The 21,118-nt window shown below is 69.2% G+C and carries 19 protein-coding genes; 8 read left to right on the forward strand and 11 right to left on the reverse strand.

Annotated elements, in window-relative coordinates:
* Positions 1 to 26 precede the first annotated feature (26 nt).
* From HII28_RS05885 to HII28_RS05895, 3 genes are all read left to right on the forward strand, one after another.
* The gene (locus HII28_RS05885; RefSeq protein WP_170024546.1) at positions 27 to 1,634 is read left to right on the forward strand and encodes a S53 family peptidase; all 1,608 of its coding nucleotides are present in this window, start codon (positions 27 to 29) and stop codon (positions 1,632 to 1,634) included.
* Positions 1,635 to 1,708: 74 nt separating this feature from the next.
* Positions 1,709 to 3,001 (forward strand): O-acetylhomoserine aminocarboxypropyltransferase/cysteine synthase family protein, encoded by a 1,293-nt coding sequence (locus HII28_RS05890; protein ID WP_170024547.1) that lies wholly within the window; start codon positions 1,709 to 1,711, stop codon positions 2,999 to 3,001.
* 127 nt (positions 3,002 to 3,128) lie between these two features.
* Positions 3,129 to 3,620, forward strand: a complete 492-nt coding sequence (locus tag HII28_RS05895) for a CoA-binding protein (RefSeq protein ID WP_240977590.1) — start codon at positions 3,129 to 3,131, stop codon at positions 3,618 to 3,620.
* Between the two features lie 101 nt (positions 3,621 to 3,721).
* On the opposite strand, the gene HII28_RS05900 is transcribed toward HII28_RS05895, so the two are convergent.
* Positions 3,722 to 4,105: a hypothetical protein gene (locus HII28_RS05900; RefSeq protein WP_170024549.1), complete on the reverse strand. Its 384-nt coding sequence runs from the start codon at positions 4,103 to 4,105 to the stop codon at positions 3,722 to 3,724.
* 69 nt (positions 4,106 to 4,174) lie between these two features.
* Between HII28_RS05900 and HII28_RS05905 the strand changes: the two genes are divergently transcribed.
* Complete coding sequence (locus HII28_RS05905; protein ID WP_170024550.1) at positions 4,175 to 7,459, forward strand: BTAD domain-containing putative transcriptional regulator; 3,285 nt, start codon at positions 4,175 to 4,177, stop codon at positions 7,457 to 7,459.
* A gap of 25 nt (positions 7,460 to 7,484) precedes the next feature.
* Here the strand turns inward: HII28_RS05905 and HII28_RS05910 are convergent, their stop codons facing one another.
* Positions 7,485 to 8,036 (reverse strand): TetR/AcrR family transcriptional regulator, encoded by a 552-nt coding sequence (locus HII28_RS05910; protein WP_170024551.1) that lies wholly within the window; start codon positions 8,034 to 8,036, stop codon positions 7,485 to 7,487.
* 167 nt (positions 8,037 to 8,203) lie between these two features.
* Between HII28_RS05910 and HII28_RS05915 the strand changes: the two genes are divergently transcribed.
* Complete coding sequence (locus HII28_RS05915; RefSeq protein WP_170024552.1) at positions 8,204 to 9,157, forward strand: oxidoreductase; 954 nt, start codon at positions 8,204 to 8,206, stop codon at positions 9,155 to 9,157.
* A gap of 15 nt (positions 9,158 to 9,172) precedes the next feature.
* Here the strand turns inward: HII28_RS05915 and HII28_RS05920 are convergent, their stop codons facing one another.
* From HII28_RS05920 to HII28_RS05945, 6 genes are all read right to left on the reverse strand, one after another.
* On the reverse strand, positions 9,173 to 10,861 hold the full coding sequence (locus HII28_RS05920; RefSeq protein ID WP_170024553.1) for a PH domain-containing protein: 1,689 nt from the start codon (positions 10,859 to 10,861) through the stop codon (positions 9,173 to 9,175).
* Positions 10,858 to 11,517, reverse strand: coding sequence for a PH domain-containing protein (locus HII28_RS05925; RefSeq protein WP_170024554.1), 660 nt, complete (start codon positions 11,515 to 11,517; stop codon positions 10,858 to 10,860). The genes HII28_RS05920 and HII28_RS05925 overlap by 4 nt, the downstream gene beginning before the upstream one ends.
* Positions 11,518 to 11,617: 100 nt before the next feature.
* Complete coding sequence (locus HII28_RS05930; RefSeq protein ID WP_170024555.1) at positions 11,618 to 12,463, reverse strand: ABC transporter permease; 846 nt, start codon at positions 12,461 to 12,463, stop codon at positions 11,618 to 11,620.
* Positions 12,460 to 13,485: an ATP-binding cassette domain-containing protein gene (locus HII28_RS05935; protein ID WP_170024556.1), complete on the reverse strand. Its 1,026-nt coding sequence runs from the start codon at positions 13,483 to 13,485 to the stop codon at positions 12,460 to 12,462. The genes HII28_RS05930 and HII28_RS05935 overlap by 4 nt, the downstream gene beginning before the upstream one ends.
* Positions 13,486 to 13,700: 215 nt before the next feature.
* Positions 13,701 to 14,435, reverse strand: coding sequence for a Clp protease N-terminal domain-containing protein (locus HII28_RS05940; protein ID WP_170024557.1), 735 nt, complete (start codon positions 14,433 to 14,435; stop codon positions 13,701 to 13,703).
* Positions 14,428 to 14,667 (reverse strand): hypothetical protein, encoded by a 240-nt coding sequence (locus tag HII28_RS05945; protein ID WP_170024558.1) that lies wholly within the window; start codon positions 14,665 to 14,667, stop codon positions 14,428 to 14,430. Before HII28_RS05945 ends, HII28_RS05940 begins: the two co-directional genes overlap by 8 nt.
* A 354-nt stretch (positions 14,668 to 15,021) precedes the next feature.
* Here HII28_RS05945 and HII28_RS20645 point away from each other — a divergent pair, with 354 nt between their 5' ends.
* Together HII28_RS20645 and HII28_RS05955 are read left to right on the forward strand one after the other, a co-directional pair.
* The gene (locus tag HII28_RS20645; RefSeq protein WP_170024559.1) at positions 15,022 to 15,456 is read left to right on the forward strand and encodes an SHOCT domain-containing protein; all 435 of its coding nucleotides are present in this window, start codon (positions 15,022 to 15,024) and stop codon (positions 15,454 to 15,456) included.
* 88 nt (positions 15,457 to 15,544) lie between these two features.
* Positions 15,545 to 16,492: a rhodanese-like domain-containing protein gene (locus tag HII28_RS05955; protein WP_170024560.1), complete on the forward strand. Its 948-nt coding sequence runs from the start codon at positions 15,545 to 15,547 to the stop codon at positions 16,490 to 16,492.
* A gap of 42 nt (positions 16,493 to 16,534) precedes the next feature.
* On the opposite strand, the gene HII28_RS05960 is transcribed toward HII28_RS05955, so the two are convergent.
* The 3 genes from HII28_RS05960 to HII28_RS05970 form a co-directional block, all read right to left on the reverse strand.
* Positions 16,535 to 16,894, reverse strand: coding sequence for a cupin domain-containing protein (locus HII28_RS05960; RefSeq protein WP_170024561.1), 360 nt, complete (start codon positions 16,892 to 16,894; stop codon positions 16,535 to 16,537).
* Between the two features lie 45 nt (positions 16,895 to 16,939).
* On the reverse strand, positions 16,940 to 19,528 hold the full coding sequence (locus tag HII28_RS05965) for a DUF3516 domain-containing protein (RefSeq protein ID WP_346769208.1): 2,589 nt from the start codon (positions 19,526 to 19,528) through the stop codon (positions 16,940 to 16,942).
* A 113-nt stretch (positions 19,529 to 19,641) separates the two neighbouring features.
* A complete protein-coding gene (locus HII28_RS05970) occupies positions 19,642 to 20,385 on the reverse strand; it encodes a LysR family transcriptional regulator substrate-binding protein (RefSeq protein ID WP_170024562.1) in 744 nt (247 codons plus the stop codon).
* A 261-nt stretch (positions 20,386 to 20,646) separates the two neighbouring features.
* Between HII28_RS05970 and HII28_RS05975 the strand changes: the two genes are divergently transcribed.
* Positions 20,647 to 21,054: a DUF5997 family protein gene (locus tag HII28_RS05975; RefSeq protein ID WP_240977253.1), complete on the forward strand. Its 408-nt coding sequence runs from the start codon at positions 20,647 to 20,649 to the stop codon at positions 21,052 to 21,054.
* The last annotated feature ends 64 nt before the right edge of the window (positions 21,055 to 21,118 follow it).

The following is a 21,118-nucleotide window of genomic DNA, read 5'->3' on the forward strand; positions in this document are numbered from 1 at the left end:
TCGCGCCCTCGTGGTACCCAGGAACCATGACGCGCGACGAGAACCCGACGAACGACGACCAGCGGCCCGGCAGCACGCCGGCCAACGAGCTTCCGGGCAGCGAGCGCGCGCCGCTCGGGTCAGCGACCACCACGGGTCCCGTTCCCGACGACGAAACGATCGAGGCCACGATCGTGCTGCGGCGCCGGGAGCCCGTGCCCGACGAGGTGCTGGTGAATCCGATCCCTCGCGACGAGTTCGTGCAGCGGTACGGAGCGGACCCCACGGATGTGGACGCCGTGGTCGCCGAGGCGGAGTCGGCCGGTGCCGAGGTGCTCAGCGTGGACGCGGGCGAGCGGCGCATCCGGATCAGGGCGAAGGCGAGCGTCGTGCACGATCTCTTCGGCGCGAGCCTCGAGACGGCGGAACACGAGCCACGCAGTGGCGGCACGGTGCGCTTCCGGCAGCGCACCGGCACGCTCGCGCTCCCCGAAGGCATGCAGGGCCGCGTGGTCGCGGTGCTCGGGCTGGACGATCGCCCTCAGGCGACGGCGCACTTCGTCTCGATCGCGTCGGCCGCCGTCGCCGTCAGCTACACGCCGCCGCAGGTCGGCGCCGTGTACAAGTTCCCGCAGGGCACCGACGGAACAGGGCGCACCATCGCGATCATCGAGCTCGGCGGCGGCTTCGACCAGAGCGACCTCGACACGTACTTCGCCGGACTCGGCATTCCGACACCGAGCGTGACGGCGGTCGGCGTCGACGGCGCGGCGAACGTGCCGGGAGGCGACCCGAACGGAGCCGACGGCGAGGTCCTGCTCGACATCGAGGTGATCGGCGCGCTCGCTCCCGCCGCGAACATCCTGGTGTACTTCGCGCCCAACACCGACGCCGGATTCGTGGATGCGGTCACCAGTGCCGCGCACGCCGACCCCACTCCCGATGCCATCAGCATCAGCTGGGGCGAGAGCGAGGACGCATGGACCGCGCAGGCGCGCCAGGCGTTCGACGACGCGCTCGTGGATGCCGCAGGACTCGGCGTCACCGTCACGGCGGCCGCAGGTGACGACGGCAGCTCGGACCGCGTCACCGACGGCAAGCCGCACGTCGACTTCCCCGCCTCGAGCCCGCACATCCTGGCCTGCGGAGGCACGAGCCTCAATGCGAATGCCGCGACCGGACACGTTACCTCCGAGGTGGTGTGGAACAACGGATCGGGCCGCGGCGCAACGGGCGGCGGCGTCAGCGACGCTTTCGGGGTGCCGTCCTGGCAGGCAACCGTCGGCGTTCCGAAGACGAGCTCGGGATTCGCAGGCCGAGGCGTGCCCGATGTGGCGGGCGATGCGGATCCGCAGACCGGCTACAAGGTGCGCGTCGACGGCACAGACACCGTCATCGGCGGTACCAGCGCCGTCGCACCGCTCTGGGCGGCGCTCGCCGCTCGGCTCGTGCAGGCGACGGGATCCCGCGTCGGCCTGCTGCCGATGCGCCTCTACACAGGCGCGACCGCGACGGCCACGGCAGCCGGATTGCGCGACATCGTCACGGGCAACAACGGTGCCTACGCCGCCCGTGCGGGCTGGGATGCGTGCACCGGCCTCGGTGTGCCGGACGGCGACGCACTGGTGGCGACCCTGCGCGCCACGGCCGGCTGATCCTGCGGCGGCGGCGTTGACACTGTGTTACGCGCGGTCCGTGACGACGTGCGAGGCTCCGCTACGGTAGCCGCGTGGCAGACCGCGAATTCGGCTTTCGCACGCGTGCGATCCATGCCGGCAACATCCCCGATCCCGTGACCGGAGCCAGGGCGCTCCCGATCTACCAGTCCAGTGCCTTCGTCTTCGACGACACCGCGGATGCCGCCGCCCGCTTCGCCCTGCAGAAGTACGGCAACATCTACTCCCGCCTCGCCAACCCCACCGTCGCGAGCTTCGAGGAACGCGTTGCGAGCCTGGAAGGCGGTCTGGGAGCCGTCGCGACGGCATCCGGACTCTCTGCGCAGTACATCACCTTCGCGTCGCTGGCCGGGGCCGGCGACCACATCGTGGCATCCGCGAACCTGTACGGCGGATCCATCACCCAGCTCGACGTGACGCTGCGCCGGTTCGGGGTGGAGACCACGTTCGTGCAGAGCTCGGATCCGGCCGACTACGCGGCAGCGATCACGGACAGGACGAAGCTGATCTTCGCGGAGACCATCGCCAACCCGTCGGGCGAGATCGCCGACATCGAGGGCCTGGCCGAGGTCGCGCACGCCGCGGGCATCCCGCTCATCATCGACTCGACGATCGCGACTCCCTACCTGAACCGTCCGATCGAGTGGGGTGCCGACGTCGTCGTGCACTCCGCGACGAAGTTCCTCGGCGGTCACGGCACGACGCTCGGCGGAGTCGTCGTGGAGTCTGGCCGTTTCGACTGGCACTCCGACCGCTTCCCGCTCTTCGGCCAGCCCGTGCCGAGCTACGGCGGGCTGCAGTGGTCGGGCAACTTCGGCGAGTACGCGTTCCTCACCAGACTCCGCGCCGAGCAGCTGCGCGACATCGGGCCGTCGCTCGCCCCGCACTCCGCCTTCCTGCTCGCCCAGGGCGTTGAGACGCTGCCCTTCCGCATGCAGGCGCACGTCGACAACGCGCGCGCCGTCGCCGAGTGGCTCGAGGCGGATCCGCGCATCGAGGCCGTCCACTGGGCGGGGCTGGAGTCGCATCCGCACTTCGAGCGGGCGAAGAAGTACCTGCCCAAGGGTCCGAGCTCGGTCTTCACGTTCGAGGTCGCCGGCGGACGCAGCGTCGGCCAGAAGCTCATCGAGTCGGTCGGCCTGGCCAGCCACCTGGCCAACATCGGCGACGCGAAGACGCTGATCATCCATCCGGCGTCCACCACGCACGCTCAACTCACCGAGCAGCAGCTGATCGACGCAGGCGTGCTCCCCGGATCCGTGCGCCTCTCGGTCGGCATCGAAGACGCCGACGACATCATCTACGACCTCGACCAGGCGCTGGCCGCGGCCACCAAGGAGGACTGAGATGACCGCAGCGCAGCCGGCCGCGACGCAGTCGACGGATGCCGCACCCACTTCCAGCGAGGACACGATCGTGCAGCTGGCGAACGGCCTCAGCTGCGAGCTGCCGGCCGACTCGCCGCTCGCGAAGCTGCTGAAGTCGCAGCGCACGTGGGTGGGTCCGGATGCCAAGCAGCGCCTCAAGCTGCTGCGGAACGCGAAGTCGGTCGCGATCGTCGGCGCTTCCTCGAATCCGTCTCGTTCCAGCTACTTCGTCGGAACGTACCTTCAGCAGTCCAGCGACTACCGGGTCTACTTCGTGAATCCGAACGCCGACACGATTCTCGGTCAACCCGCGTACAAGTCGCTCGCCGACCTGCCAGAGGTGCCGGACATCGTGGATGTGTTCCGCCGCGGCAGCGACATCCCGCAGGTCATCGACGAGGTCGTCGCGGTCGGCGCGCCCACCATCTGGGTGCAGCTGGGCATCTGGAACCAGGATGCCGCGTACTACGGCGAGGAGAAGGGCCTCACCGTGGTCATGGACCGCTGCATCAAGATCGAGCACGCCCGCTTCCATGGCGGCCTGCACCTGCTCGGCTTCGACACCGGAGTGATCTCGTCCCGCAAGCAGGAGCGCTAGGCGCTCCGCCGCTTTCCGTCGACTCGCCCCTCTGGCTCCCGGCTAGTCCTACTGCGCCACGCGGTTAGGGGCGAGTCGCGAACCGACAGTACGTGGATTGGTCAGGACAGGCCGTCGAGCACCACCGGCGCATGCGGGTCGAGCGGACGCAGCTGCGGCGGTATCGGGAACGGGAGGGTGTATTCCAGAAGCGGAATGTCTATGGCTCCCCAGTCATCCCGCTTCACGACGATCTTCTCGATCGACACCTCGGTGACACGCACCCGCAGCCAGCGTCCGTCGTCGAGGTGCAGCTCGTACGGGTCCGCCAGGTAGCCGATCCCGAGCGCCTCGAGCGTTTCCTCGGCCACGAGCCAGTCGACGGCGTCCGTGCGTTCGCGGCCGAGCAGGTCGACCACCACGAAGTCGTCCGCCTCCGGACGGATCCAGCCGAGCAGTTCGCGGTCGCCTCTGCGGTGTTCGATCCAGTCTGCGGGGATGGGCATCCCCCGACGCTACCGCCACCGCTGCGCACGGGCCGGGCTCGGACACCCGTCCTGGGTAGACTGTGCCCGGTGAGCCAGGCGACCGCACGCGTCCGAGTGCATCGCGTCGCCGTCCTGGGTCCGGTGCTCGTCGAGGGCCATGACGGAACGGCCGCCGAGCCGGGCGGTGCCACGGCGAAGGGTCTCGTCGTGTCGCTTCTGCTGGCCAGGAACGCGCTGTCGGTGCGCGGCATCGGCGAGGACCTTTGGGAGGACGAACCGCCTCGCAACGAGAAGGCGGCCCTGCAGACGCTCGTGTCGCGGGTTCGCGCTCTCGCGGCCGACGGTCTCATCGTCTCGACTCCCGGCGGATACGCGCTCGGCGTCGACGGACACGACAGCGACCTCGGCGCGGCGGCCGCCCATCGCGATGCGGCACGCGCCGCTCTGGAACGCGGCGATGCGCACGCGGCGGACGCTGAGGCATCAGCTGGGCTGACGCTCTGGCGCGGTGAACCGGGAGCCGACCTGCCAGACGGCGACCTGGCCCGGCGCTTGGCGAGCACGGCGTCGGACCTGCGCAGGAGCCTTGCACTGCTGCGAGCGGATGCGCGGATCGTCACGGGCGACGGCCTCGGCGCCCTCGCCGACCTCGACCCGTACGCCGAGGCTCTCCCTCTGGACGAAGACGTCGAGTTGAGGCGGCTGCGGGCGTTCGCGGCCATCGGACGTCGTAACGAGGCGATCCGCGACTTCGGGGAGTTCCGCACCAGGATGCGCGACGAGCTCGGCACGACGCCGTCCTCGGATCTCGTGGCCTTCCACACGGAGCTGCTGCGCGAACCGGAGCCAGACACCGCTGCGCGAACGGTGCGCGTCGGCATCCGTGTGGCACCGAATCCGCTCGTCGGCCGCGATGAGGACGTCGCCGCACTCGAGGAGCTGGTGCGCACGTCGCGGCTGACCACGATCCTCGGCGCTGGAGGTCTGGGCAAGACGCGTCTCGCCCAGGAGATCGCCGGACGCGTTGCCGAGCGGATGCCCGCCGTCGTGGTCGTGGAGCTGGCGAGCGTTCGCGCGGGCGACGACGTCCCGCTCGCGCTGGCCTCAACGCTCGGCATCCGCGAGTACACCGGCACGCGCCTCACTCTCGCAGACCCCGCGACGCGCGTCGACGTGCGCGGTCGCATCCTCTCCACGCTGGCCGAGAGGCCGACGCTGCTCGTCATGGACAACTGCGAGCACCTCATCGATGCGGCTGCGGAGTGGATCGACGACATCCTGGCCTCCACGCGCGACGTGCGCGTGCTGGCCACGAGCAGGGCGCCGCTCATGATCGCCGCCGAGCAGGTGTACCAGCTGCAGCCGCTGGCCGCAGCGCCGGCCGAGCACGGCACGCACGGTCCGGCCGTCGCCCTCTTCATGGATCGGGCACGGGCGGCGAGGCCGTCCGTCGTGCTGCCGGAGGACGTCATCGAGCGTCTGTGCGTCAAGCTCGACGGCCTGCCACTGGCCATCGAGCTCGCGGCTGCCCGAGTACGTTCGATGTCGGTCGAGGAGATCGAGCGGCGCATCGACAACCGGTTCGCCCTGCTGCGCGGCGGCGATCGATCGGCTCCCGAGCGGCATCGCACGCTCCTCTCGGTGATCGACTGGAGCTGGAACCTGCTGCGCGGTTCGGAGCAGCGCTCGCTGCGTCGGCTCTCGGCGTTCGTCGACGGCTTCGACGCGGATGCCGCGCTCGCGGTCTGCGATCCGCGCGATGACGTCGAGGCCGACCTCGAAGGCCTGGTGAACCAGTCTCTGCTCACCGCTGCGGAGAGTCCGCTCACCGGGCGGCTGCGCTACCGCATGCTGGAGACGGTTCGCGAGTTCGGCGACCAGCGCCTGGCGGAGGCGGACGAACGCGACGAGGTGGCCACGAGCATCCGCGGCTGGGCGGACGCATTCGCGCTCGCGGCACTCGAGACGACGTACGGACCGGAGCAGATCGACACGTTCCGGCTCGTCGAGGACGAGCAGGACAACCTCGTCGCGGCCCTGCGTGATGCGATCACCGTGCCGGATCCGGACACCGCGTCCTCCGTGTTCGCCGCCCTCTCGATGCATTGGACCCTGCGCGGCGCTCACGCCGAAGTGCTCGGATTCGCCGGCTCCCTGCTGGAGGCGCTGCGCCGGTACTCCCCGGATGCGACGCACCGCGACGCCGCATTGGTGTCCCTGAGTCTCATCGGCGCGACCTCGATGTTCGGCGACGCGCGGCAGGGTCTGCGCTCCCTCGTGCGTGCCAAACGGGTCTTTGCGGAGGGGCGGCCGACGAGTCCGCAGCTGGCGGCGATGATCCGGCTGGTGCTCGCGCTGCCTGACGTGCCTCGGATGATCGCCATCGTGGGAGAGCTGCGTGCCAGCGACGACACGGCGACGGCATCGATGGGCTACCTCATCAGTGCGCAGCTCGCTGAGAACTCCGGCGAGATCGACGAGGCGCTGGCCTTCGCGACACGTGCGTTCGAGAAGGCCGAGCAGGCTCGCGACGTATGGACCGTCGGCATGGCAGCGCACTCGGTGGCGTCACTGCACAGCCAGCGTGGCGAACCATCCGAGGTGCTGAGGTGGGCGGATCGCGCGCGACGCAATCTCGAGCTGCTGAACGCGGGCGAGGACCTGCAGCAGCTCGACTGGATGTGCGCGATCACGGACATCACGCTCGGTGATCCGGAAGCGGCGCGCCCGACGTTCGACCGGCTGGCGCAGTTGGAGGGCGACAGGCAGAGCTTCGACTGGCGCGACCTCAAGGCGATCGGGCTCGCCGGACTGGCCGAGATCGCCATCGCTCAGGGCGACTTCACCGAAGCGGAGCGGCAGTACGCGCTCTCCGAGCAAGTGTGGGGCGATCCGCCCAGCGGCTTCGCCCCCTGGTATTACGTCGCGGGGGCAGGGCTCATCGTCGCGTCGGTTCGTGCCGGGCACGTGAACGATCCGCGCGTGACGCGCACGGCCGGGCGGATGCGGCGCCGGCTCCTGCGCGACTTCCGGGTGCGCGCAGCAGGAGTGGACCTGCCCATCACCGGCCTCGCAGTCCTCGGCCTTGGCGCGTGGCTCCTCGCCCCGGATCGGGAGGGTGCGGATGCCGCCCAGCGCACCGCAGGGCTCGAGCTGATCATGCTCGGGCACGGTGTGCACGCCAGGCAGGATTTCCCGTCCCTGGCCTGGGGTCGCATTGTCGACGTCGTGCGGCGGGATCATCCCGGCCTCGACGTGGACGCGGCATGGTCTGCCGTGGAGCCCTTGCCTCTCCCCGCCCGCTCCGCCCGGATCCTCGAGGTGATCCACTCCCTGCGCCCGCTGTTCGCCGCCGCGGGACTCGAGCGCTGACCGAGCCACGGGGTCCGTGCGGCGATCAGCCGACGCGAAGACCCCGTGAGACCACGTCGATGACGCGGTCGGGATCCGGACCGTCGTAGGCCAGGCATCCGGCCATCAGCGCCTTGACGGCGGCGAACGTCACGTCGGGGTCGATGGTGCCATCCCGCTGCGCCCGCTCGAGCAGGCGGCGCAAGCGGTCGGACACGTTGCAGTCCGCAGCCGTCGCGGCCGCCTCAATGTCGAATCCACTTCCGGCGAGCGCCTCCGCCAGGCCGCGGTGCGCCGTGCCCTCGTGGATCAGCCGGGCGAAGAGCGCGAGGAACGCCGCACCGGCGTCGTGTTCCGCCGCGAGCGCGTCGGCCTCAGCGCTGAGTTCGGCCATGCGGTCCAGCAGCACGGCAGCGTAGAGGGACTCCTTCGACGGAAAGTGCCTGCTGACCGTTCCCGTGCCGACGCCCGCGCGGCGGGCGATCTCGTGGACGGGAACCGACAGACCGTCGATGGCGAAGGCATCCGCTGCGGCTCGCATCACCGACGCCCGGTTGCGCTGGGCGTCGGCCCTCATCGGTCGCTGCTGGTCTGACACGGTGGTCCTCTCCACGGGATGGCGTCTGTCGATCGTCTCGTTCGGCGGCCGCTCTTGACAACCGGGATGTCGGTCCCGGATAGTTCTAAGCGGGACGTTCATCCCGATTATCGCCTCCGCACAACGACGGCGCCACCGCCACGACGGATTCAGAGAAGGAGAACACCATGACCACCGACTGGACTGAAACGGATGTACCCGATCAGACGGGACGGACCGTCGTCATCACCGGCGCGAACTCCGGCCTGGGATTGGAGACGGCCCGCGTGTTCGCCCGACACGGGGCGCATGTCGTGTTGGCCTGCCGTGACCCGCGGAAGGCGGACGACGCGCGCCAACGGATCCTCGCGGAAACGCCCGACGCGCATCTCGGCACGCTCGAACTGGATCTCGCGTCCCAGACCTCGGTGCGCCGGGCGGCCCACCGCATCACGACCGATATCCCCCATCTCGACCTGCTGATCAACAACGCCGGAGCTCTCATCCGTCGATACGCGGTGACGGAGGACGGCTTCGAGACCACGTTCGCCACCAACCACCTGGGCGCATTCGCACTCACCGGACTCGTCCTGAACTCCCTGCGCTCGACCCCCAACTCCCGTGTCGTGACGGTGAGCAGCGTCGGCCACCGGCGAGGCGTTATGGACTTCGACGACCCGAATGCAGCCCGCGAATTCCATTCCCACCAGGCATATTTCCAGTCCAAGTTGGCGAACCTGCTCTTCGCGTACGAGTTGCAGCGACGGCTGACGGAGGCAGATGCCTGCACGATCTCGGTCGCCGCCCACCCTGGGAACGCGCGCACCGCCTTCGGCGGTGACCAGCGGATGATCCGCATCGCAACAGGCCAGCGACTTCGCTGGGCGACGAGCTGGCTGATGCAGGATCCTCGACTCTCCGCGCTCGCCACCGTGCGGGCCGCCGTTGATCCGACTGCGACTGGGGGCGAGTACTTCGGACCGGACGGACGCAACGAATGGACGGGGCATCCGGTGCAAGTGGACTCCATCCCGCGATCACATGACGTCGGCGACCAGCGACGGCTGTGGGAGCTGTCCGAGTCGCTGACCGGGGTGCGGTACCCGCTGCGGGTACGTTCGGCGGCACATCCGCCCGTCTGAGCGGATTCGCGCGTCTCAGACGCGCGCGGTCTCCCGCGGGCCGACGAGCACGGCATCCGTGATGCGCCACGCCTCCTCGATCGGCACATCCGGAATGCGGTAGCGGTGTCGTCCCGCGGCCGTGGTCGCGATGAGGGTGGCGAGTCCCGCACGGCGCTGGAAGTACGACCTGCGCACCGTGAAGCCGATGATGCCGGCGGTGCGCAGCACCACGCGCGTGCGGGCGAGCGATCCGGATCGGGCGACGAGCACGTCTCCGAGGAGAACGTGCCCGAGCGAGCGCCAGCGATCCTCGGCCAACAGCGCGGCGACGGGCACGATGACGGCGAACGCCGTCCAGGCCCACGCGCTGAGGTATCCGAGCAGGACGGCCGCGAGCACGGCCAACGCGATGACGGCGACGCCCGTCGCGGCGCGCGTGTAGCGGCGGCGATGGGCCCGCGGACCGTGCGGCGTCAGGTCGCACGTCAGCGGTTGGAGGTCGCCGAGAACCGCTTCCGCCACGCGGAGGGCGTCGGAACGCGGACCGGCCGGCTCGATGACCATGAGTCCGCCGCGTTCCCGTCCGATCCCCGTCATGATCGCGTGGGCCGACGACGCACCGACCATCCGCAGCGACAGCGCCTCACCGAGCTGGATGCCACGCAGCCGGCGCTCGTCGAGCGTCACCTGACGGGTGCGCAGCAGTCCGTGCCGCACATGAAGGGTCGCGGCATCCGATCGCCAGATGGTGAACCCGCTGTACGCGAGCACGTACCGCACGAGAGCCACGACAGACGCGATCACAAGCAGTGCGACGATGATGCCGACCACCAACTCCAGCGTGGGGATGCGGGCCGCCGTGTCGATCGACGCCCGCACGACCGGCAGCTTCAGCAGCAGCCCGCCGTCGAAGAACTGCAGCTGCAGGGCGAAGAACGCGGCGACGAACAGCGATCCGACCCCGGTCAGCGTGAACGGCGCGAAGCGCGCCCACGACCAGCGCCATCCGCTGAAGTTCTCGGAGTCGGACCGGCCCACGTCGGACCGGGAGCCTGCCGCGGCTTCGATGTCGACACCGCCGGGTCGGTTGGACGCCGCCTCTCCCCCGAGCGCTGTCGCACCCTTCAGCAGTTCGGCGCGCAGCGCGGGCACCTCCGCGATCGAGACACCGTCGAAGTCGAGGCCGTCCTGGCCGTGCGAGGCGCTCGTGCCGACCTTCACCACGGCGAGACGCACCAGTCGGTGCAGCAGGGTGGCGTCGACGTCGACGGAGCGGATACGCTCCCGCGGCACCGACAGCATCCGTCGGTTCAGCAGTCCCCTTCGCACTTCGACGTGGGTGGGCGTGATGCGATAGCTAGTCGTGAACCAACGGGACAGACCCGCCAGCACCCCGATTCCGGAGAGCACATACGTCCACCACGGCTCGCCGCCGACGGATCCCGCGACCACGGCGAGCAGGAGCACGGGAAGGTAGCGGATGAGCTCGCGCACGGGGTGCACGAGCAGCATCCGCGGATCGAGCCGACGCCACGGAGTGGGGTCGTCGTCGGGAGAGTCGGCTGCAGCCGCGACAGCGGCGAGCTGGTCGGACGAACCTTCGGCCCGATCCGCTCGCTCAGGCAGCTCGAGGGTCGCACGATGGTCCGATCGCTCAGCAACCCCGGTGGTGTCGACGGCCTTCACGTGCTCGGGAAGCTCCGGCTCGGGAGCCGAGGTCATGTCGCGTCGCCCTTGGTCTGCTGGGCCACGGCCGCGAGACGTGCAACGACCTCCCGCGCCACTGCGTCGTCGAGCGCATGGATGCTGAGTGCACCGGCGGATGACGCCGTCGTCACGGTCACAGTGGTGAGCCCGTAGATGCGGTGCAGGAACCCGCGCCGCGAGTCCACGGTCTGCAAGCGGGCGATCGGGGCGACGCGCGTCTCCTGGGTGAGCCATCCCGATCGCACGAACACCGCGTCATCCGTGATCTCCCAGCGGTGAACGCGGTAGCGCCACCTCGGCATGATCGACACGTGCACGATCGCGACCAGCACCGTGATGGCGAGGCCTGCGAGGTGCAGGGAGTTGGTCCAGGCATCCGCGATCAGCATCCAGAGGAGCTGGAGGCAGAGGAAGACGACCCACCCGATGATCGCGTTCCACGTCCAGAACGCGATGGCCCTGGTGCTGGGACGTCCATTCGGCTCGCGGACGAGGAGCGCGATCCGGCCCGTCGCATCTGCGCGCTGGAGCTGGGAGCGAAGGCCATTTCCAGCCTTCGCCGCGACGCTCCCTCTTGCTCGGCCGGACGGCGGAACAACGCCGCCCGGAACCGGCTCGTGGGGCCCAGCGCCGACCGCCGTCTCGGCGGTCGGTTGCGAGTCAGCAGTCATTCCAGTGTCCTTTCCTGGAGGCCTCGAGAGGGACGAACGCAACCGGCTCGCACGCCCGCACACCCATGATCGGGCTGCGGGCGTGCGAACCGGCTACGAATCACGCCTTGCGCATGTACGCACGCACCGTGAGGGGCGCGAAGACGACCACGATGATCGCAGCACCGAGCAGCGAGATCCAGAGATCGACACCGACGGTTCCGTTGTTCGCCAGGTCGCGCACGGCGGTGACGAGGTGCGAGATCGGGTTCACGTTGACGAACCACTGCAGCACCTCTGGCAGGCTCTTCACCGGCACGTAGGCGTTGGAGAGGAACGTCAGCGGGAACAGCACGAGCATCGAGATGCCCTGCACGCTGGATGCCGTGCGCGCGATCACGCCGAAGAAGGCGAAGATCCAGCTGATCGCCCAGGAGCAGGCGATGACCAGCAGGCCGGCGAGCACGACGGGTCCGAAACCTCCGGCTGGGTGGTATCCGATGACGTAGCCGACCACGAACGTGATCGTCGTGGCGATGGCGTATCGCACCGTGTCGGCGAGCAGAGCGCCGGAGAGGGGCGCGATCCGTGCGATCGGAAGCGACCTGAATCGATCGAACACGCCCTTGTCCATGTCCTCACGGAGCTGAACGCCCGTGACGACGGAGGTCGTGATGACCGTCTGCACCAGGATGCCGGGGATGAGCAAAGGCAGATAGTTCTGCACGTTGCCCGCGATGGCGCCGCCGAACAGGTAGGCGAACATCAGGGTGAAGATGATCGGCTGCACTGTCACGTCGACCAGCTGCTCCGGCGTGCGACGGATCTTGACGAGTCCGCGGTACGCCATGGTGAACGTGTTGCGCACGGTCTGGCCCGCGCCGGTGTGGTTCTTGAGCTTGCGCTCCGACGGCGGGGTGATGCGATTCGGCGCCAACGTTCTGGGTGCTTGCGTGATGGTGCTCATGCGTTCACCTTCTCCTTCTCGGCGCCGTTCTCGTCCGGACCCGGCGTCGTCTCGTTCTGGTCGGCCGCGTCGTGGCCTGTGATGGTGAGGAAGACCTCGTCGAGGCTGGGCTTCTGCACGCTCATCTCGATGAGGTGGATGCCGGCCTCGCGCAGCGTGACGAGCAGATCGGTCACACGGTCGGGGTCTGCCATGGGCGCCGTGATGCGCGCAGCCTCCGGCGAGAGCGTTCCGCGAACGCCGAGCACCTGCTCGATGGCGCGCAGCGCGTCGTCGGTGTCGGCGGGATCCTCGACGCGCAGCTGCAGCGCCGAGGTGCCGACGGATGCCTTCAACTCGTCCGCCGTGCCCTCGGCCACCACGCGCCCGCGGTCGATCACCGCGATACGGTCGGCCAGCTGGTCCGCCTCGTCGAGGTACTGCGTGGTCAGCAGGATGGTGGATCCGCTGGCGACGAGCTCACGGATCGTGTCCCACATCTGACCGCGCGTGCGAGGGTCCAGACCCGTCGTCGGCTCGTCGAGGAAGATGAGCGGAGGCTGCGCGATGAGCGACGCCGCGAGGTCGAGCCGACGACGCATGCCGCCGGAGAACTTCTTGAGGGGCCGCTTGGCGGCATCCGTGAGTCCGAAGCGCTCAAGCAGGTCAGCGGCCTTCGCCTTGGACTCTGCGCGCCCGAGACCGAGCAGGCGAGAGAAGATGACGAGATTCTCGGTGGCCGAGAGGGTCTCGTCGACCGAGGCGAACTGCCCGGTGACGCCGATCAGCTGGCGCACGATCTGCGCCTCCTTCGCGACGTCGTGGCCGAAGATGGCCGCGCTGCCCGCGTCCGCCCTCAGCAGAGTGGCGAGCATGTTGATCGTCGTGGTCTTGCCGGCGCCGTTCGGGCCGAGCACGCCGTAGACGGTGCCCGGTCGCACGAGCAGGTCGACGCCGTCGACCGCCCGGTTGTCGCCGAACGTCTTGACGAGACCGTGGGCCTCGATGGCCCAGTCCGCGCCGCTGTTCCGCTGTGCGTTCATGGCGTTCCTTCCGTATGTGTTCTGTGTGATTCGAGGTCTGTGTAGAGGATGACGGGGCGCACTGTCGCGGCTCTGTCGCGGCTCTTACAGCCGCTGTTGTCGGGCGACAGCAGCTGCTCACGGCCAAGGTGACCGTGCTGCCGGAGAGCGCGCTCGATCGCGCGCTGCTCGGGCGCACCCGACCAGCTGTCGATGCGGTGTGTGATTGTGCGGTTCTAGTCGGAGGTGGGTTCGGAGCCGGTAGCCGAGTCGGAGCCGGCGTCCGCCTCCGACGCCCGCGAATCCCGCTGGGGAGCTCGCGCGGCCCGCTGCGTTTCGCGACGTCTCGCCTGCGCGTCGCGCTGGGCCTGATGGCGGGCGTCCTGCATACGCCTCTGCGCGTCGCGGCGGATGACCTGACGCTCCTGTGCGGAGAGTCCCTGAGCGCCACGCTGCGGATCGTCGTCTGCCACCAGCCGCTCCCGCTCGACCCGTCCGATGAGCGCGTCACGGTCGACGCCCGCGTATTCCAGCGCTCGCGGCACGGTGCCGACGTTCGCCGTGACGATGCCGTAGAGCACGTCGAGCTCGGCGCTGCGTCCGCGACGCCTGCCGCCTGCCACCTGCGCCCTGCGGAACACCTCCCGCGTCGTCGAGACCCAGCTCGGCCTGGTGGCCGTGCGGTTCGTCGCCGTCAGAAGCGCGGGATCGAGCTCGTCGATCCCGATCACGGCCAGCGAGCGGGCCGCCTCCACATCGAGCGCATGGTCGAGGGCATCGTGGCCGATACCGAAGTCCGCCAGCACGGCAGAGGCGCGCGAATCCGATCCGGCGGCGATCGCGAGCATCAGGTGTTCCGGGGCGACAGCGGAATCACCGCGCCGCTGCGCCTCCTCGACCGCCGCGATCACGATGTCGCGGATGGGCTGCGGAAGGCGATCTTCGCGGATCCGCGGAGCCTCGTCAGGCACGGCGCCTCCTCAGCTCGATGTCGGCATCGGCGAGTCGCTTCAGATGCTTCTTGTGCACGGCCTGACGAGTGACGCCCAGCGCCTCGGCGACCAGGCCCCAGCTCCAGCCGTCGCGGAGCGCATGCTCTACAGCGGCATCCTCGAGCCGGTCTGCGAGATCGCGCAAGGCGACGACCGCGGCGAGCTCGTCGGCGACACCACCGATCGGCGACGGTATGCGTACGGGGTTCATGTTTAAGCAACTTAGGTTGCTGATGCATCGCAGTCAACTTGAGTTGCTTAGTTCCCAGGAGCTGCCCAGGTAGGCAACCTCAGTTGCTTACCTGTCGAAGACGGCTCGATGATCGTGGCCCGCTCGGCGATTGCCGGGCGCTCCTCCCGGGCGGTCACCTTCGACGCGGTGCCGGTCGCCGGCCAGCCGGGCGAGCTTCGGCTGAGAGTCCGGAAGGCCGCATCACGCCTTCTGCCTGCCGCTCGACATGGCTCTCGGCGCGGGCCGACCGATCGGTGGAGCCTCCACCCACCGATCGGCCACATTCCCGCTCAGCCAGCAGACACGGTTCGCGGATTCTCCTACGCTGCCACCGTGAAAGAACGACGAAAGGCCTGGCGCGTGCTGGGCATCCTGGGGCTCGCGCTGGCCGTGAGCGGAACCGTGATCTGGGCCGTGGCCAAGGGAGCCATCGATCGAGAGCAGAGCCTGTATTGGTTCACGCGCACGCTGTCGTCGAAGGGCTACGCCGACAACGCCGGCCTCGTCGCGGCTTCGGTCTGGCAGTGGATCGGCGTCGCCGCCATCATCGTCGGCACTGCGGCCGTCGTCGCCGTCTGCGTCGCGTTCGCGGTCTCCGCCGACGACCGTTCGCGCCTACGGCCATGGTTCGACAACGAGGCGATCCGTGCCGAGCGAATGCGACACCGGCAGCCGGTGTCGCTGCCCGACCTTGTCGCCCTGCACGAGCGCGGCGCTCTGACCGACGAGGAGTTCACGGCCGCCAAGCGTGTGCTGCTGGGGCTGTAGCCTCACTTTCTCGAGACGTGCCGCCGCACCGTTACCGAATGTGTCAGGACGGCGTCGGTCGCGCTCAGCCCCGCCTTACCGTGTAGGCGTGACCAGCACCCCCGCCGAGCCCTCAGACTCCTCCGTGTCATCCGTGCGGCCGGCAACGGCGCGTCGCCACCTGGTGAGCACGGACGAACTCGCGCGTCTGCTCGCGGATGCCGACGATCCCGTCGGCGGGCGGCACACGCTCGTGCTCGACGCGACGGTGCTGCAGGTCGCGGGGTTCGACGGGCATCCGTCCTACGTCACCGGACACGAGCAATACCTGGTCAACGGGCATATTCCGGGCGCAGTCTTCGCGGATCTCCTCGAGGAGCTCAGCGATGCCGATGCGCAGTATCCGTTCTCACGCCCGTCCGCAGAACGCTTCGCCGCTGCCGCGCAGGCGCTCGGCGCTGACGCCGCAACGACCGTCGTGGTCTACGACGATTCGTTCGGGCAATGGGCGTCGCGACTCTGGTGGCTGTTCCGGTCTTTCGGCCACACCGACGTCGCCGTGCTCGACGGAGGTCTGCGCAAGTGGGCGGCCGAGGAACGCCCGCTGGAGATCGGTCACGTCGCGCCCACGTCATCCACCGGGTTCGCCGCCTCGGGCCAGAAGGGCTTCTGGGCCGACAAGCACCGCATCGACCGCGCACTCTCCGGCGCCGAACCTGCGACCCTGGTCTGCGGCCTGCCGCCGCGGGAGTTCACGGGCGAAGCCGGACATCGCCCGCGTCTCGGGCACATCCCGGGCAGCCACAGCGCGCCTGCTTCCCGCCTCGTCGATCGCGAGACCAATGCCTTCCTCACCGAGGAGGCATTGCGTGCGCTCCTGGCGGATGCCGTCGACTCACCCGACCCGATCGTGACGTACTGCGCAGGCGGCATCGCCGCATCCGCCGACGCGCTCGCCCTCACCGTGCTCGGGCGCGACGACGTGAGCGTCTACGACGAGTCCCTCAACGAGTGGGCAGCGGATGACGCACGGCCTCTCGTGGTCATCGCCGGATAGCGATCAGGACTCGCGCCCAGACACCCCTCTCGGAGCCCGCGCTCAAAGCTCTCGGAGTGGCGCGGTTCGTTCCCCGCCCGCGTCGCCGGTGTTCACGGTTCCCTTCGGCTCGAACATCAGCACGGCAGCCTCCGATTCGGCCCGCGGACAGTGCTCCGTTCCGGCCGGAACCACGTAGATGTCACCCGGTCGCAGCACGACGTCTCCCGTGCGCAGCTGGATGGTGACCTCACCGGAGTGCACGAGGAACAGTTCGTCCGTCTCGGGATGCGTGTGCCACACGAACTCTCCGCTGAACTTCGCGATCTTCACGTCGTAGTCGTTGATACTCGTCAGGCGGTGCGGCTGCCAGGGCTCATGAATGCTTGCAAGCGCGATGTCGATGTTGCGCACGTCGGTCATGGGCACCATCGTCACCCACCCGGCGCCCGCACGCCAGCATGCGCCTCACAACCGGTCGACAGCCGTGACTTTCAGCACCGCGGATCCCGCCTCGTCCGACGCCGCCAGGTCGACCACTGCGGCGATGCCCCAGTCGTGGTCGCCCTCCGGATCCGCGAGGATCTGGCGAACGAGCCACCTACGGCCTGTGCCGTTCCCGCCAGCTGCATCCGTCTCGTCCACGATGAGCATCGCCGCGCTGCGGGCGTCGGCGCCGATGCCGATGGAGTCGTGGTCGGCGTAGTAGGAATCGAGGGCGAGACCCCAGGCATCCTCTCCGAAGTCGGGATCGAGCTCGCCCAGCCGGTCGGCACGGTCGAGGGCCGCCAGCTGCACGCGGCGGAACAGCTCGTTGCGCACCATGACGAGGAACGCCCTGCGATTCGAGGTGATCGTGCGGGGCACGGGCGGCACGATCGCGGTCTCCTCCGCGTGCCGAACGGCATCCGGATGCACCATCTCCTCCCACTCGTCGAGCAGGCTCGAGTCGACCTGCCGAACGAGCTCGCCGAGCCACTCGATGAGGTCACGCAACTCGTCGGTCTTCGCTTCGTCGGGCACCGTCTGTCGCAGCGCCCGGAAGGCGTCTGACAGGTAGCGCAGCACGACGCCCTCGCTGCGGGCGAGGTTGTAGAACGACACGAACTCGGCGAACGTCATGGCGCGCTCGAACAAGTCGCGCACCACCGACTTGGGACTGAGCTCGAAGTCGCGCACCCACGGCTGGCTCGCGCTGTAGGTCTCGAAAGACTGCTGCAGGATGCTCTCCAGTGGCTTCGGCCACGTCACATCCTCGAGCAGCTCCATGCGCTCCTCGTACTCGATGCCCTCCGCCTTCATCGCGGCGACGGCTTCACCGCGCGCGAGGTGCTGCTGCGCCAGCAGTACCGGACGCGGATCGTCCAGCGTCGCCTCGACGACCGAGACCACATCGAGCGCGTAGTCTCCTGAGCCGACGCCACCGGACACGCTGCGCTCACCCGTCGCGGCCGAGCGGGTCTCATCGTCTTCAGCCGAGAACAGCTCCAGCACGGCGAGCGCGAAGGGCGACAGCGGCTGGTTCAGGGCGAAGTTCGGCTGCAGATCCACGGTGAGGCGGGGGATGCCGTCCGTCCCCTTCTCGACGATCCCGGCCGTGACCAGCGTGCGATAGATGCCGAGGGCCCGTCGCGCCAGCTCCAGCTGTCGCTTCCACGGCTCGTGGTTGTCGAACACGAGAGTGCGCACGTTGCCGAAGACGTCGCCGCCGCGGCCGACGACATTGACGATCATCGCGCTGGTGATCTGCATGTGCGGGGTGAGCGTCTCAGGCTCGGCGTCGATCAGGCGCTTGAACGACGGCTCACCCCAGGAGACGAACCCCTCCGGCGCGCGCTTGCGCACGATCTTTCGCTTCTTCTTCGCATCGTCCCCCGCCTTCGCGACGGCCCGCGCGTTCTCGATGTCGTGCTCCGGCGCCTGCGCGACGACCGTGCCGGCCGTGTCGTATCCGGCGCGGCCTGCACGGCCGGCGATCTGATGGAACTCCCGAGCGGTCAGCTGCCGCATCTTGGTGCCGTCGAATTTCGTCAGCGCCGTCAGCAGCACGCTGCGGATGGGCACGTTGATGCCGACGCCCAGCGTGTCCGTTCCGCACACCACGCGCAGCAGCCCGCGCTGCGCGAGCTGCTCGACGAGCCTGCGGTACTTGGGCAGCATTCCCGCGTGGTGCACGCCGATGCCCAGGCGCAACAAGCGCGACAGGGTCTGCCCGAAACCGGTGGCGAAGCGGAACGCGCCGATGGCATCCGCTATCGCGTCCCGCTGCTCACGGCTGGCAACGGATGCCCCGGCCAGCGCTTGTGCCCGCTCCAGCGCGTCCTTCTGCGAGAAGTGCACGACGTAGACGGGTGCTTTGCCGTCATCCAGAAGCTCCTGGATCGTCTCATGCACCGGCGTCAGCACGTAGTCGTAGTCCAGCGGCACCGGACGCTCGACACCGGTGACCGCCACCGTCTCACGGTGCGTGCGCCGGGAGAGGTCGTCGGCGATGCCGCTCACGTCACCAAGCGTGGCGCTCATCAGGATGAACTGCGCACGCTCCAGGAGCAGCAGCGGAACCTGCCAGGCCCAGCCGCGATCGGGATCCGCGTAGAAGTGGAACTCGTCCATCACGACCTGGTCGATGGGGGCGACCGGGCCGAGCCGGAGCGCCAGGTTGGCGAGGATCTCGGCCGTGCAGCAGATGATCGGGGCATCCGCGTTCACCTGCGAGTCGCCGGTCATCATGCCGACGTTCTCGGCACCGAACGTGTCGGCGAGCGCGAAGAACTTCTCCGAGACGAGCGCCTTGATCGGCGCCGTGTAGAACGTGCGCTTGCCGTCGGCGAGTGCTGTCGCGTGCGCGCCGACGGCGATCAGCGACTTGCCGGTGCCCGTCGGCGTCGAGACGATGACGTTCGCCCCGGAGACGATGCCGATCAGCGACTCCTCCTGGGCCGGATAGAGGCTGATCCCGCCTTCGGAGACCCACTCGACGAAGACGTCGAACACGTCGTCGGGGGAATCGAGCCCGACGACCCGTTGATCGAGACGGATGCTGTCTGCCGGACTCACCCGTCAAGGCTAGCCGGGAGCTCCCCGCACGCTCGCCACCGGTGCTCGAGCTCTCCGAGCCGTGGTGGGTGAGCCCGACCCAGCGGTAGGTCGGCTCGACCCTCGACGCCGCCTCAGTCGCGCGAGCTGTTGGCCGTGCGTCCGCGCACGATGCCGATGAACGTATCGATGTGCTCCTGCTCGGATTCCGTGCGCGGCGGCTGCGGATCACTGAGCCAGGCCAGCGCGATGCCGGTCGCTTCGGCATCCGTCACCGGCTTCGCCACCAGGTCCCGCCTCGCATGCAGCCGCGCGACGGACTGCGGGAGCACGATGCTGCCCACACCTGCAGCGACGACCTCGAGCGTCGTCTCGACGTTCGGATCGAACGGATGCACCGGCGACCCCAGCTCCGCGACCTCGGCCATGCTCACCTCGTCGGCCGCGGCGATCGCGTGACCCTTCGGCACGACGACCACCGGCTGCTCCTCGTAGAGCGGTATGGCGTGCAGCCCGTCGCGGTCGATCGGCAACCGCACGAGCGCGACGTCGGCCGTGCGCTCGTGCAGGACGGATTCCTGCTGCGGCTGGTCGATCCGGGTGAGTTCGAGCGGGATGCGGCGCATGCGTTCCACCCAGATCCGGGCCCACTTCGCCGGCGTCACCCCGCGCACGTACGCCAGCCGGAACGGCTCAGCCGGAGCGCGATCGGCTGATCGGGCTGCGTCGCCGTCCGAGGGACGTGGCGCCTCGCGCTTCGAGCTCCGCTGAGCGTCGCGGTTCGTCGGCTTCGGCCGACGGTCCGCTGCAACGCCCACTCGACGACCGGATGACCGACGCGCCCCGCGGCCTCCAGCCGACCGACCTGCTGTCGCCACGGATGCCTCCCCTCGACGTGCCCCGACCGTTAACGCTACCCGGCCATGTCCGGCTCCGGCCCGCGCCACCGCGGGGATGTCCGGCCGTGGCGTCGGAGAAGCGACCGCGCCGTACGGATCGCCAGGGTCGCAGAGGATCACCAGGGTCGCAGAGGATCACCACGATCGTCGGGAACCGTCGGGGTCGGCGAGGACGTCGGGTCGGCGATCGACATCCTCGTTGGAGCGCGGGCACGCGCCGAGACCTCGTACCCTTGAGGGATGAGCGAATCCGTGCAGCCAGGGCCTGGCGCGATGAAGCCGGAGACGGCCGCCAAGAAGCTCGGCGTCTACCTGCCTGCGACACCGGAGGAGTTCCGCTCCTCCGCGATCACCCGTGAGGCGTTCGCTGCCCTGCAGTCCGAGCCGCCGCAGTGGCTCGTCGACCTGCGACGCGACGGACCGCATCCCCGCGACGTTGTGGCGCGAAAGCTCGGAGTGTCCACGAGCGGGCTCGCCCGTGCCGACGTGAAGGATGCCCTCACGACGGAGCAGATCCGCCAGCTCCTCGCCGCGCCGCCCGAGTGGTTGGTGCGAGAGCGCGGGACCCAGGCGGCCGTCCGCGCCGAGAACGCACGGGTCAAGCAGCAGCGAGCGGACAAGCTCGCGCGCAACGACCGTTCGTCCTGACACACCGCAGGCTCAGACGCGGCACGTCCGGGAACCGCGGGTCTTGGCATCGTTCGTCCGGGGA

The sequence above is a fragment of the Planctomonas sp. JC2975 genome, from assembly GCF_012985205.1.
GTDB lineage: Bacteria > Actinomycetota > Actinomycetes > Actinomycetales > Microbacteriaceae > Humibacter.

What these genes read in the sequence shown, in the direction of transcription:
- HII28_RS05885 (WP_170024546.1), top strand. Translation starts at nt 27, where the DNA reads ATGACGCGCGACGAGAACCCGACGAACGACGACCAGCGGCCCGGCAGC.
- HII28_RS05900 (WP_170024549.1), bottom strand. Translation starts at nt 4,105, where the DNA reads ATGCCCATCCCCGCAGACTGGATCGAACACCGCAGAGGCGACCGCGAA.
- HII28_RS05915 (WP_170024552.1), top strand. Translation starts at nt 8,204, where the DNA reads ATGACCACCGACTGGACTGAAACGGATGTACCCGATCAGACGGGACGG.
- HII28_RS05920 (WP_170024553.1), bottom strand. Translation starts at nt 10,861, where the DNA reads ATGACCTCGGCTCCCGAGCCGGAGCTTCCCGAGCACGTGAAGGCCGTC.
- HII28_RS05925 (WP_170024554.1), bottom strand. Translation starts at nt 11,517, where the DNA reads ATGACTGCTGACTCGCAACCGACCGCCGAGACGGCGGTCGGCGCTGGG.
- HII28_RS05930 (WP_170024555.1), bottom strand. Translation starts at nt 12,463, where the DNA reads ATGAGCACCATCACGCAAGCACCCAGAACGTTGGCGCCGAATCGCATC.
- HII28_RS05935 (WP_170024556.1), bottom strand. Translation starts at nt 13,485, where the DNA reads ATGAACGCACAGCGGAACAGCGGCGCGGACTGGGCCATCGAGGCCCAC.
- HII28_RS05945 (WP_170024558.1), bottom strand. Translation starts at nt 14,667, where the DNA reads ATGAACCCCGTACGCATACCGTCGCCGATCGGTGGTGTCGCCGACGAG.
- HII28_RS05960 (WP_170024561.1), bottom strand. Translation starts at nt 16,894, where the DNA reads ATGACCGACGTGCGCAACATCGACATCGCGCTTGCAAGCATTCATGAG.
- HII28_RS05975 (WP_240977253.1), top strand. Translation starts at nt 20,647, where the DNA reads ATGAGCGAATCCGTGCAGCCAGGGCCTGGCGCGATGAAGCCGGAGACG.